This is a genomic window from Paenibacillus sp. TAF43_2, assembly GCF_052113545.1.
Classification (GTDB): Bacteria; Bacillota; Bacilli; order Paenibacillales; family Paenibacillaceae; genus Pristimantibacillus.
The window spans coordinates 1-13211 of the sequence record NZ_JBFRDK010000075.1 but is presented as its reverse complement, the minus strand read 5'-3'; the positions used below and the strand labels follow the sequence as shown (position 1 = coordinate 13211).

Annotated in this window: 10 protein-coding genes and 1 pseudogene; 10 read left to right on the top strand and 1 reads right to left on the bottom strand. The window is 45.6% G+C overall.

The features are described from left to right. Positions 1 to 5 precede the first annotated feature (5 nt). Positions 6 to 746 carry an S-layer homology domain-containing protein gene (locus AB4Z17_RS17160; protein ID WP_441961020.1) on the top strand — a complete coding sequence of 247 codons (741 nt, stop codon included), beginning with the start codon at positions 6 to 8 and terminating at the stop codon, positions 744 to 746. Positions 747 to 1179: 433 nt separating this feature from the next. On the opposite strand, the gene AB4Z17_RS17155 is transcribed toward AB4Z17_RS17160, so the two are convergent. After that, positions 1180 to 2664, bottom strand: coding sequence for an FGGY-family carbohydrate kinase (locus AB4Z17_RS17155; RefSeq protein WP_441961035.1), 1485 nt, complete (start codon positions 2662 to 2664; stop codon positions 1180 to 1182). 281 nt (positions 2665 to 2945) lie between these two features. Between AB4Z17_RS17155 and AB4Z17_RS17150 the strand changes: the two genes are divergently transcribed. The 9 genes and pseudogenes from AB4Z17_RS17150 to AB4Z17_RS17110 form a co-directional block, all read left to right on the top strand. Then, positions 2946 to 3821: a class II fructose-bisphosphate aldolase gene (locus tag AB4Z17_RS17150; protein ID WP_339208099.1), complete on the top strand. Its 876-nt coding sequence runs from the start codon at positions 2946 to 2948 to the stop codon at positions 3819 to 3821. 35 nt (positions 3822 to 3856) lie between these two features. Next, positions 3857 to 4693 (top strand): class I fructose-bisphosphate aldolase, encoded by an 837-nt coding sequence (locus AB4Z17_RS17145; RefSeq protein ID WP_339208100.1) that lies wholly within the window; start codon positions 3857 to 3859, stop codon positions 4691 to 4693. Positions 4694 to 4698: 5 nt separating this feature from the next. Then, positions 4699 to 5853, top strand: a complete 1155-nt coding sequence (locus AB4Z17_RS17140) for a Gfo/Idh/MocA family protein (RefSeq protein ID WP_441961019.1) — start codon at positions 4699 to 4701, stop codon at positions 5851 to 5853. 23 nt (positions 5854 to 5876) lie between these two features. Next, positions 5877 to 6917, top strand: coding sequence for an aldose 1-epimerase family protein (locus tag AB4Z17_RS17135; protein ID WP_441961017.1), 1041 nt, complete (start codon positions 5877 to 5879; stop codon positions 6915 to 6917). Positions 6918 to 6941: 24 nt separating this feature from the next. After that, positions 6942 to 8441, top strand: coding sequence for an L-arabinose isomerase (gene araA, locus AB4Z17_RS17130; protein ID WP_441961016.1), 1500 nt, complete (start codon positions 6942 to 6944; stop codon positions 8439 to 8441). A gap of 95 nt (positions 8442 to 8536) precedes the next feature. Further along, positions 8537 to 9801: pseudogene (locus tag AB4Z17_RS17125) on the top strand (FAD-binding oxidoreductase). Further along, positions 9794 to 11146, top strand: a complete 1353-nt coding sequence (locus AB4Z17_RS17120) for a (Fe-S)-binding protein (RefSeq protein ID WP_441961015.1) — start codon at positions 9794 to 9796, stop codon at positions 11144 to 11146. The pseudogene AB4Z17_RS17125 and the gene AB4Z17_RS17120 overlap by 8 nt, the downstream one beginning before the upstream one ends. A 176-nt stretch (positions 11147 to 11322) precedes the next feature. After that, positions 11323 to 12078 carry a DeoR/GlpR family DNA-binding transcription regulator gene (locus AB4Z17_RS17115; protein WP_441912474.1) on the top strand — a complete coding sequence of 252 codons (756 nt, stop codon included), beginning with the start codon at positions 11323 to 11325 and terminating at the stop codon, positions 12076 to 12078. A 321-nt stretch (positions 12079 to 12399) separates the two neighbouring features. Further along, a partial coding sequence (locus AB4Z17_RS17110) for a family 16 glycoside hydrolase (protein WP_441961033.1) occupies positions 12400 to 13211 on the top strand: 812 nt, incomplete at its 3' end.

The window sequence follows — 13211 nt, the reverse complement described above, 5'->3', positions numbered from 1 at the left end:
AAGAAATGAAAACAAAATTCAAAATGATTACTATGTCCACTATTACCGCATTATCATTAACCTTTGTAGGTCATAGCTATGCAGCTGCTAACCCTTTCTCGGATATAACGAATATCGCGGTAAAGGATAAAATTGTTGCTCTACAAGAGCAAGGCTTAGTCCATGGTATTTCGGACGACTTATTTGCCCCTAATGATACCATCACAGCGGCACAAGGCATTCAGCTTATTGTTAATGCTGCGAATCTGAATCTAGATCTAGTAAGATTCCTTGTAGAACCTAAAGCTACGGATTATTTCAAAAACGCAGAAAACAATGCCTGGTATGCGAATGCCTTAATTACGGCTAGCGTTAATGGAGTCGTACTGCCAGCCGATTTGAATCTTAACAAGAAATGGACGCGTGAAGAGTTCACTCACCAGCTTATAAGCACGATTGAAACGCATAGCAATCTACCAAAGATTAAGCTTGTTCCTGCCCAGATTAACGATAGCACGGATATAACCATTGATTATGATGGATCCATCCAGCGAGCGCTTGCTTATAGCGTAGTGAAATTAGATGAACAAGGGAACTTCCATCCTAAAGCTGAAATCTCTCGCGCTGAGGCAGCGGAACAAATCTACAATGTACTCGAATACATTAAGGCACATCCTGCTCCATCGCCACAACCAGATCTAGAATCAAAAACAAACTCAAAAAGATCACCTTCGTCAACAAGTCCACAAATACCAGGAACAAAATAAGATCTACAAAATCGGTTTTCTCAAAATGATAAAGCGATCTCCCTGATCATGGGGGATCGCTTATTTTTGACTTTAATGAGTATTAACTTTTTTATAAAAGTGAGTGTTCCTCTTTGGAGCTCGATTCATGGTAAGATTCGCCTTCGATAACGATTTCAGGCAGACTCTGACCATTTCTTGTATGAGTTGTTATATGGATTCCGACCCGAGAGTTTGGTTCGCGGGAGGGCACGAAGCGGGGTGAATTTCGTCCCCAAACATTGGATGCCATATGATTAGAACCTATGAGTTTTGTAAGGCGAAGAGAACTCACGCTGATGGCTTTCGCCCAATTAAGGTTTGCATTCAATGAATACAATATAAAACTTAAAATAATAAACATTCCAGACGTAGCAGCTTGGTTGCTGCTACCTGGAATGTTTATTTATCAAAATTATAAGGTTGAAATTGCTCGTGAGAGTACTTTGTATTTCTCATAGCGATCCTGATAGAGGGACGTATTAGATTCACTTGGGTAAAATATCCGCAGCGGTTTGACAAGTATGTTTACGGCTTCCTCATAAGTTTGGTAAACCCCGGAAGCTTTTCCAGCGAGAATGATGTTACCCATCGTTCCAGCTTCACTAACGTTTAATCTCTCTACAGGACAATTCATAATGTCAGCTTTAATCTGTAGCCACAGGTCGGATTTAGCCCCACCGCCTACCGCGCGCAGCGACTCAATAGGAATGCCCGCTTCCGCAAGGCATTCGAGGTTGTAGCGCATTTCATACGTAACACCTTCCATTAAGGCTCGGTACAGATGGGTCGAATCTGTATCAAATGATAATCCATAAATCGTACCCTTGGCTTCGGGATTCATGTATGGCGTACCTGATCCGGCAAAATGAGGAATCACGAGCAAATCGGTAGGTGATGCTGCAGATGTTGAATTCAAATAGTCGTAAACGTTAATGCCTAATTTGCGGGCTTCTGCTTCGGCGATTTGACCGAACTTGTCTCGGTACCACCGAATAAGGGAACCGCCAGTAAAATTGAAGGCATATGTCAAATATAAACCTTCAATGACATGCGGTGCGCAATTGAATTGATACTGGAGCATCTTCGTATTCAGAATTGGTGAAGAATAGGCAGGCGTAATACATTCCACGGTTCCGATACCGTCCACCGCATGATTGTTATGTAAAATACCTGCACCGAGAGCTGCACAGGCTTGATCATGGCCGCCGGCTACAACTAACGTTTCTGAACGGAAGCCTAGCGATTGTCTTATTTCATTGCGAATGGGGCCAATGATTTGACCAGACTGAATGAGGTCAGGAAATTTGTGTACTTCAATTCCGGCGGCATTAAACATATCAGAGTCCCATTCTTTTTTGGACACATTAAAGGCCATTGTGCGAGAGGCCAAGGTGTAGTCTGTAACCGAAATGCCCGTGAGTACAAAAGCGATGAAATCGCCAAACGGCATGAACTTCCATACTTTTTGGTAAATCTCAGGCTGGTATTGTTTGATCCACATGACCTTCGGAAGGGAGAACATCGGATGCAGAGGGACTCCGGTAAGCTCCATCGTCCGTTCCTTACCGATTTTTTGTTCAATGATTGCAGCTTGCTCTATACCTCTTGAATCCGTATACAAAATGGCATTGCTTAATACATTTCCATCATGGTCGACGGGAACAACCGTCTCGCCCAAGGAAGAAATGCTGAGGGCGTGAACATTGACGCCGGGAACAGCTAAGAGCACATCCGCGATAACTCGTCTGACGGATTCCCAGACTCGTTCTGGATTTAGCTCAAAAGCTCCTGGTTTAGGCTGTTCCAAAGGGTATTCCATATACGCGGCTGATAGAAGAGTTCCGCCCTCATCAAAGAGCGAAGCCTTACATCCAGTCGTTCCGATGTCGAGTCCCATTAGTGACAATTTATAATCCCTCCAATAATAAGTATATGTTCATTATAAACAATTTTTGTTTGTTTGTATAATAGAAATTTCGAAAATAATCTTTTAAACAAAATAGCTGAAAACTTTGATATATAGCGATATTAATGGGGTTTTGCTATTCGAAATGCTATATTCGAAAAAAACGATTTTTAATATTTAAATTTTGTGGTTGCTTATTACATAGGGATTAACTATAATATGTTTGAAACGAACATTAAGGAATATAGACTGATAGAAAGGTGGAAGGTAATTTGTCTAAAGTCTCCATGGGTGAAATGCTGCGGGATGCTTCTCGTAGGGGCTATGCGGTCCCATGCTTTAACGCAATAAATTTAGATATGGTTCGCGGAATCATTGAGGCCGCTGAGGATGAACAGTCGCCAGTCATCCTATGCCATGCTGAAATTCATTTTAAGTATACACCGCTCGAGCAGATTGCACCCATTATGGTAGAAGCGATGAACCGTGCCAAGGTACCGGTCAGCATCCTTCTCGATCACGGAAAGAGCTTCTCCGCGGTAACGAATGCGATGCATTTAGGCTTTAACGCAATCATGTTTGATGGTTCGGAGTATGAGTATGAAGAAAATGTTCGCAGAACCGCAGAGGTCGTGAAGATTGCTAAAACGCTTGGCGTTTCGGTGGAAGGAGAGCTTGGCTACGTAACTCGGCCAAAAAGCGGCGGCGCGGAAGGTGAAGATGATGATTCCATCATTGACGATACTTCGCTTTATACCGATCCCGAGCAAGCAAGGGAGTTTGTTGAGCGAACTGGTATTGATGCGCTTGCCGCTGCATTCGGTACTGTGCACGGCGTTTATTTGAAAAAACCAGTTTTGGATTTAATGCGCTTGGAGCGAATTCGGAATACGGCCGGTGTTCCGATTGTGATGCACGGTGGGTCTGGATTGTCGGAGGAAGACTTCCATAAGTCGATCGATCACGGTGCGTCTAAAATTAATTATTACACAGGGATGGCGCTTAAGGTTGTTGACCGGGCTAAAGAACGTTTTATCCAGTCCGAAGAGAAGACTTTCTATCACGAATTCATGATGAATGTCATTCAGGACTTTAAAGAAGATGCGCAGCATATTATGCGCACGTTCCGCAGCAGCAACAAAGCGTAATCACCAATAAAACAAGTATATGGGGTGTGTCAAATATGTCCGTTACCGCTCGTTTAAATCGTTTATTTAGTGAACAAGGCAAGTGCTTTGATGTCGCGATCGATCATGGCTTTTTCAATGAATATTCATTCTTGGCCGGCATTGAGAATATGAAAGCAGCAATCGAGACCATTGTACGTGCCAATCCCGATGCGATACAGCTTAGCGTTGGTCAAGCAGAGCATCTTCAAGCTATTCCAGGCAAAGAAAAGCCTTCACTCGTGCTGCGTACAGATGTTGCTAACGTATACGGCACGAAGCTTCCTTCACACTTATTCAGTGAACTCATTCATAATCCGGTTGAACAAGCAGTTCGCCTGGACGCAGCATGTGTCGTTGTAAATCTGCTGCTTCTGCCGGGACAACCGGAGCTTCATCGTCAATGCGTGCAAAATATATCAAAGCTGAAAACGGAATGCGAGCGTTATGGCATGCCACTTATGGTTGAACCGCTCGTTATGCTTCCGAATGAGCAAAAAGGCGGCTATATGGTCGACGGTGACATTACGAAGATCGTTCCGCTTGTTCGTCAAGGTACGGAGCTTGGCGCGGATATTATCAAAGCCGATCCATGCGATAACGTAGAGGATTATCATAAGGTTGTAGAAGCGGCATCAGGCAAGCCGGTATTGCCGCGCGGCGGCGGACGGGCTTCTGACGAAGAAATATTGTCGAGAACTTACGCGCTTATGCAGCAGGGAGCTTCAGGAATTGTATATGGACGCAATGTCATCCAACATAATAATCCAGAGGCGATGACTCGCGCATTTATGGCTGTAGTTCACCAAGGCGCGACGCCTGAGCAAGCATTAGCTATTTTGAAAGGAGCGTAATCGGCATGGCGAAAAAAGTCATTCGCTTCGGCGTTATCGGCTGTGGATTAATGGGAAAAGAATTTGCAAGCGCCTCAGCGCGTTGGTGCCACTTGAGCAATGTGGATTATATTCCTGAGATTACACATGTATGCGATGCGCATCTGCCTGCGACAGAATGGTTCGAGAATAACGTGCCTAGCGTGAAGAAAACCACTTCCGATTACCGCGAGCTCATTGCGGAYCCGGAAGTGGATGCTGTCTACTGCGCAGTGCCGCATAACCTGCATGAGCAATTATATATAGATATCATTAAAGCTGGAAAACATTTGCTTGGTGAGAAGCCATTTGGCATCGATGCAGAAGCCAATCAGTCAATTATGAAAGCAATCGCGGAGAATCCGGACGTGATCGTTCGCTGCTCCTCTGAATTTCCATTCTTCCCTGGAGCACAGCGGATTGTCGAATGGGTTAATCAAGAAAAATTCGGACAAATTATCGAGGTTGAAGCCGGCTTCTGGCATAGCAGTGACCTCGATCCGAACAAAACGATCAATTGGAAGCGTCGTATCGGAACTAATGGTGAATACGGCTGCATGGGTGATTTGGGCATGCACGTCGCACATCTGCCGTTCCGCTTCGGTTGGAAGCCAGCTAACGTAAGGTCACTGCTTAGTAAAATCGTGCAGGAACGTCCGGATGGTAAAGGCGGCATGGCCGCTTGTGAAACATGGGATAATGCGATATTGGCATGTGACGTCAAAACAGATAAGTATAATTTCCCGATGGTGCTTTCCATGAAACGGATTGCTCCAGGTCATGCCAATACTTGGTTTATCCGCATTAACGGCACAAAAGGCTCTGCAGAGTTCACGACCAAGAACCCGAAGCAAGTCGCATTCCTTCCATACGAGCCAGGGGGCGAGCAGGCATGGCATATTTCAGATGTTCCATATAAATCAAGCTATGGAACGATTACTGGAGGTATTTTCGAATTCGGCTTCTCGGACTCGATTTTACAGATGTGGGCAGCTTTCTGCGATGAGATCGCAAATGGAAAAGACAACCAATCCTCCTTCCAATGTGCGAAACCGGAAGAAGCGGCCATGAGCCATCGACTATTCACAGCGGCTTTGGAGTCAGAGAAAACAGATAATACGGTTTTGCTGAACTGGGAATAGGACTGCTTAAGGGGGAGGAAAACGTGGAGCTTTACGGAAGGAAATGGAAACGTCGCGAGCTGGAAGCGAGAGTTGGCCGCATTGAGCAAATTGGCGGTGTTGAACGTTATACAAGAAGTGAAGGGCCTGAAGCGGGAGTAGACACGTTCCGAGTGCGAACCGGAGGGGGGTTATGTTACTGGGTAACGCCAAGCAAGGGAATGGACATTTCACTTGCTGAAATGCATGGCATACCAGTTAGTTGGTCCTCGAGCAATGGAGAGCCTCACCCTTCTTATTACGATCAGCGAGAAGCGGAATGGCTGCGAACAGCATCCGGTGGATTGCTTATGACCTGCGGATTATCACAGGTTGGATCGCCGGGTAAAGACAGCGACGGTGCTTACGGTCTTCATGGCCGAATTCATCATACGCCAGCACGTCAAATTTCATCTTGGTCAGAATGGGCGGGCGATGATTATGTGCTGCGAGTCCGTGGAGTCATAGAGGAGACCTCGATTTTTGGAGAGCATCTACGCCTGACTAGAACAATAACTAGCCATTTAGGTGAAAATCGCATAACGATCCTAGATTCCGTTCAGAACGTTGGATTCCGTCCTGCGCCTCATATGATGCTATATCATTTCAACTTCGGATTCCCGCTGCTTGCCGAGGACACGACAGTGGAACTTCCGAAAGGAAGAACGTCAACTCGCGACAGCGATATGGATATGAGAAGGATGGGATTATGGCAATCGCCTGATCCTACCTTTAGAGAACAAGTGTATTATCATAAGCCTGATCAAAGCAAGGATGCGGTCTTTGCACGTATTCATAGTCCCTCATTCCCGATTCGTCCTGCAAACACCAATTCACATGGCTTATCGGTAGAATTGGAATGGGATCCTGTCACGCTTCCGAAATTCGTTCAGTGGCGAATGCCAGGGTCAGGTGAGCATGTACTCGGACTGGAGCCGTCTAATTGCTGGACGAGAGGAAGGACGGATGAAAGGGAGAGAGGATCGCTCCGTATATTAGAGCCGAGTGAAACCGTCGATTATCGATTGGAATTGCGATTTATTTAAACACATTCTAAGGAGGATAAAGGTATGCTGCAGACTAAGCCTTATGTATTTTGGTTCGTAACCGGAAGTCAGGGACTGTATGGTGAAGATGTTTTGTCAAAAGTGGAGGACAACGCGAAGGAAATGGTCGCTGGGCTGGATCAAGACGATGCTCTTTCTTATAAAATCATATTTAAAGCTGTCGTAACAACGCCGGAAGCTATCCGTCGTGTCTGTCTGGAAGCGAATTCAGACGATCATTGTGCGGGAATCATTACTTGGATGCATACGTTCTCGCCAGCAAAAATGTGGATCTCAGGCCTTACCCAACTGCGTAAGCCGTTGCTTCACTTTCATACGCAGTTTAATGTAGATATTCCATGGGACAGCATTGACATGGATTTCATGAATTTGAATCAAGCGGCACATGGCGACCGAGAATTCGGATTTATTGGAGCCCGTCTTGGCATAGCCCGTAAAATCATTGCAGGTCACTGGAAAGACGTGCAAGTACGGAGCAGAATCGGTTCTTGGATGAGAACGGCTGCCGGCTTTACGGAAAGCCAAACGATGAAAATCGCTCGTTTCGGTGATAACATGYGTTATGTCGCCGTCACGGAAGGCGATAAAGTAGAAGGACAAATAAGGTTCGGTTGGTCGGTGAACGGTTATCCTGCAGGTGATCTGGCGGAACGTGTGCAGGATGTCACGGATGGACAAGTCAAGGAATTGATGGATGAGTACTCAGAGCTTTATGACTTCACAGAGAACGGCCAACGTGAAGGCACCGAGCGTGATGCGATTCAGGAACAAGCACGTATCGAGATAGCATTAAAAGCGTTTCTTCAAGAAAGCGGTTACAGTGCATTTGTAACAAGCTTTCAGGATTTACACGGCTTGAAACAGCTGCCCGGGCTAGCTGCGCAGCGGCTTATGGCTGCCGGATACGGCTTCGGAGCAGAGGGTGATTGGAAAACGGCCGCTCTTGTTCGCATGATGAAAATAATGGCTGAAAACAAAGGCACGTCCTTTATGGAAGATTATACATATCACATGCAGGAAGGCAATCAGCTTGTGCTCGGCGCTCATATGCTAGAGATATGTCCGACAGTTTCCGTCAGCAAGCCAAAGATTGAGGTTCATCCGCTGTTCGTCGGCGGTAAAGCCGATCCGGCTCGTCTCACTTTTAATGGGAAAAGTGGTAAAGCAATCAATGCTACCGTAGTTGATCTTGGAGACAGATTTCGTCTGATAGTGAACGAAGTAACTGCTGTGAAGAATGAGAAGGAAATGCCGAACCTGCCGGTAGCGCGTATTCTGTGGAAACCTGAGCCGTCGTTATCAGATGCTGCGGAAGCGTGGATTTTGGCTGGCGGCGCGCACCACTTTGGTTTCTCTTTTCATGTTACAAGCGAGCAGATGGCTGACTGGGCTAAGATGGCCGGTATCGAATGCATCATTATCAATCAGACCTCTACGATGACGAGCTTGGAGAACGAGATTCGCTGGAATGATCTATATTACCGTTTGAACCATAAATACTAGATGTTTTTATGACGAGAAACCAACGCTCCTGTCTGTTGTGCGCTATTAAGAGCCGTTTGTGTTTCTCGTCCATTTTCATTCCGGGGGGACTTGCGATGTTGAGTATTGAAGTTAAAAGTGAGTTAAAAATGATTGTAGGCGATTCCTATTTTAAAGACGATCCCCAGTCGCTGATTACCCATTCCTATGACGGTACGCCGATGCAGCAAGCACTGCCTGACGGCGTCATTTATCCGGAAACGACCGATCAGATTTCAGCAATTATGAAGGTTCTCCATCGTCATCGTATTCCCTTGATCACCCGCGGCTCGGGAACCAACTTATGCGGAGGAACTGTTCCTGTTACTGGTGGCGTTGTAATGGTTATGCACAGAATGAATCGGATATTGGAGATTGATCTTGAAAATTTGACGGCGGTTGTACAACCCGGCGTGAACACGAAGCAGTTTATCACTGAGGTTGAAAATCTAGGGCTTTTTTACCCGCCTGATCCGAGCAGTATGTCCATTTCCACAATCGGTGGAAATATTGCAGAATGCTCTGGCGGTCTCCGTGGTCTCAAATACGGAACGACCAAAGATTATGTTATCGGACTCGAAGCAGTTTTAGCCAATGGTGATATATTGCGAACGGGCGGAAAGCTGATGAAGGATGTGGCTGGTTACGATCTTACGAAGCTTCTTGTCGGCTCAGAGGGAACGCTTGCCGTTATTACGGAGGCTACACTTAAGCTTATTCCGCCTCCAAAAACAAAAAAAACGATGCTGGCGATGTACAGAGATATCAATGGAGCTGCGAGAACGGTATCCAAAATCATTGAAAACCGGATAATTCCTGCGACGCTGGAGTTTATGGACAGTCCAACCATTCAGGTAGTCGATGATTATGCGAAGCTCGGATTGCCAAGGAATATGGAAGCGATTTTGCTTATCGAGCAGGATGGCGAAGCTGAGACTGTTGAGCGAGACATAGCTATGATTGAAGAAATATGCCGAAGTGAGCAGGCTGATCGTATTGATGTGCCAAGAAACATAATGTTCAGATTTGCACCTTCGGGCACGCAGGCGATGGCAATCTACATCCTACGGCAACTACGGATGCTCGAGATCATGAAGAGGTGCATCGTGTGGAGGCCGCGTTCGAGGAAATCTTCGAAGCAGCTATCCGTTTGGGAGGTACAATTACGGGGGAGCATGGAGTTGGTATCGTGAAGGCTCCATTCTTAGAATGGAAAGTAGGTGCGGCAGGCATTGAAGTGATGAAAGCGATCAAGTCGGCGTTTGATCCACTGAACATTCTTAATCCAGGAAAAATGTTCGCGAAGGAAACAAGGAAAAGGGTGGTAATCGGACATGCATGAGAAAAGCATAGACAAGCCGAGAAGTCCGATGGCTTCTAAGCTCGCAGCCAAACTGGATTATGAGCAGCTAACTAATTGCATGCGCTGCGGATTTTGTCTCCCTGCTTGTCCGACCTTCAGGGAAACCGGTATTGAGGCAGAGTCACCAAGAGGACGAATCGCCTTAATGAAAGCGGTTGTTGACGGCATAATGGAGCCTGACCAGCAATTTGAGGAGCAAATGGATCATTGTCTTGGCTGCCGAGCGTGCGAACCTGCTTGTCCCGCCGACGTGAAATACGGGCAGCTTATCGAACAAACGCGGGATGCAATTGAAGAACATACCGATCGGCATCGTTGGTGGGTAAAAGGGATCCGCCGCACCGTATTAAAAGAGATGTTCCCTCATCAAAAACGGATGCGACTGCTGGGTGGCGCTCTTAAGGCCTACCAGAAAACAGGGCTTCGCAAAGTCGCTCACGCCAGCGGGATGATGAAGCTGTTTCCATCGCATTTGCGGGAGATGGAGAACATATTACCTGACACATCATATAAAGGAGTGGCCGAGAAAATCGGGGTCAGGCACTTGGCTAAAGGGGAAAGAATCGCTACCGTTGCATTATTTCGAGGCTGCCTCATGGATATGATGTTTACGCAAACCAACATCCATACCGTTAAATTGTTAACGGAATCGGGATTTGACGTGCTCATACCCGTGACTCAAAATTGCTGCGGCGCCTTGCACGCCCACAGTGGGGAGTCCGAAGAAGCCAAATCTCTGGCGCGGGTGAATATCAGAGCCTTTAAGGATGCGAACGTCGATTTTATCGTAACCAATGCGGGAGGCTGCGGAGCAATACTGGTCGAATACGATCATTTACTCCATGATGATCCGAATTGGAAAGCAGATGCCAAATGGTTTGCCGAGCGGGTTATTGACATTTCCGATCTTCTGGTTCGGATAGGCCGCAAGCTGCAGTTCTCAGAACGAGGTAAAAGTAAAGCGGAGAAAGCACTCCGTATAACATATCAAGATTCTTGTCATCTCCGTAATGTCATGCGTGCATCGGATGCACCAAGGAAGCTTATGGGAGAGATTGATGGCGTAAATTATGTTGAAATGAAAGAAGCGGATCGCTGCTGCGGCTCTGCAGGTATTTATAATGTGACTCAACCGGAAATGGCGGGACAAATACTGGAGCATAAGATGGTGCACGCAAATAATACACAGGCGGAATACATTGTGACCAGCAATCCTGGCTGCTTGCTGCAAATGAAGCATGGGATTGAGAAGCACGGCTCTCCTGAACGAGTGAAAGCTGTCCATATCGTGGATTTTCTAATTGATCGATTGAACATCGATTAGTAATGAAGTAGTTTCAAATAGTAAAATGTTTAAAATAGACGAAAACATTATGAAATGAAACATATTTTGTTGATTTCCAAGAATTCATTCCATACAATAAAGATACAACCTTTCGGAAGTGTAATCGTTTATTGCTTTTGCTTAAAAACCAACTGCTGGAGATATGAGGGAGTGCCATGAAGGACGACTTGAATGACAGACAAAAACAAATAATTCAACAATTACAGACCAAAGGTGAGGTCAAAATATCGGAATTGAAGGAACACTTCGACGTAACGGATATGACTGTGCGAAGAGATTTGGAGAAAATGGAACGCAGCGGCCTGCTTAAAAGAACGTTCGGCGGCGCCATTCTCGCATCGAAAGATGTTGCCCTGGGAGAGCGTTCTATTGTACGAGGAGTAGAGAAAGAACGAATCGGGCGTCTTGCAGCCAGCTTAGTGCAGCCTGGTGAATCGATATTTATTGATGGAGGTTCYACGACGCTTCAGATTGCACGGCATCTTCCGGAAGATGCCAATATTACCGTTGTTACGAATGCTATTAACGTAGCTGCCGAGTTGTCAGAAAAAAGGATTCCGACCATAGTTCTTGGTGGCATATTAATGGATACGACCAAGTCAATGGTTGGGCCTGTCACACTGGAGACGATTTCTCGTATGGCATTTGACAAGGTGTTCTTAGGAGCAACGGGACTTCATCCTCAGCACGGATTCAGCAACTCCAATATGCATGAAGCAGAAATCAAGCGTGTTGCCATTCAAAAAGCAAAAGAGTCGTATATTGTAATTGATCACTCTAAGTTCGGTACGAGCATGCTGGTTTCTTTCGCGGATTTGAAAGTTGTCACAGCAATAATTACGGACGAAAGACCGAATCAAGAAATGGTTTCCGTTTGTCAAACTGCCGAGACAACCATCTTCTTAGCATAGATATCATGAATTGAATTTGTCTCTACACTTATGTTTTATGTATCACTTAATTGTTATTGAAATGAAATCGATAAGGATGAATGAACCAATCGTTGTGACGTCACAATGGTTGGTTTATTTTTATTTCCGAATATTATACAGAATCTACGTTGTCTACCAACCATACTAGTTATGCTTGATCAGATTCATCAAATATTGAAGCCAAAATACCACCAAAACACATAGCAGTTTCAAAGATAAGTACATGTTAATAGAGATGGACGAAGTGATAGGATAATGATGTTAAGAGGTCCAATCACGGGGGGTATTAAATTGAAAACAATGATTTGGAATCGAGTTTTCCTAGTTGTGATGATTATGATGTTGTTGACGACGAGCTGGCAAGCGGGAACGAATATTTCATATGCTCAAGCAGATGAAAGCTCGATTTTCTTTGACAATTTTGAAGACGAAGAAGCTGCAGCCTGGACGCCTGAAAGCGGAACCTGGGCTACTGTCGAAAGTCCGGGAGGAATTTTATTTTCTGATGAATTCGAGAATGGAAGTGCTGCAGGGTGGACAAATAATGGAGGCGAGTGGTCCAGCGTACAAGGCGAATCGTCTAAAGTCTATCAACAGAGTTCCGGCAACGGGGGAGCAGAGCTAATTGCAGGGAGCGATGCTTGGACGGATTATTCCTTTGAAGCGGATGTGAAGCTAATCAGCGGCGCGGGAGCGATGCTGGAGTTTCGGCATCAGGATAATCAACACTTTTACTTTTTGTACATGAGTGAATCGTACATCAGGTTGATGAAGCAGAACGGCAGCGCTCAAGAGTGGTTAAAGGCATATGATGGTCCTTCTCTTGATGTCTCAAGGTTTGTGCACATGAAAATCGATGTCATAGGGAATCAAATCCGTGTATATAGAGACGGTGATCTGGTTATAGAGACTACGGACGATCCCGGTTATTTCTCATCCGGTAAGGTAGCGATTGCTTCATGGGCAACATCGGTGCAATTCGATCATGTTGCCGTGACTGATCTGTCCGATAATCGAGTTTATTCGCAGACGGATAGTAGTGGCGGTATTTCCTATACAGGAAATAGTACTTGGGCTGATTATTCCGTACAAGCTCAAGTGATGCCGACAGC

What these genes read in the sequence shown, in the direction of transcription:
- AB4Z17_RS17120 (WP_441961015.1), top strand. Translation starts at nt 9,794, where the DNA reads ATGCATGAGAAAAGCATAGACAAGCCGAGAAGTCCGATGGCTTCTAAG.
- AB4Z17_RS17155 (WP_441961035.1), bottom strand. Translation starts at nt 2,664, where the DNA reads ATGGGACTCGACATCGGAACGACTGGATGTAAGGCTTCGCTCTTTGAT.
- AB4Z17_RS17160 (WP_441961020.1), top strand. Translation starts at nt 6, where the DNA reads ATGAAAACAAAATTCAAAATGATTACTATGTCCACTATTACCGCATTA.
- AB4Z17_RS17145 (WP_339208100.1), top strand. Translation starts at nt 3,857, where the DNA reads ATGTCCGTTACCGCTCGTTTAAATCGTTTATTTAGTGAACAAGGCAAG.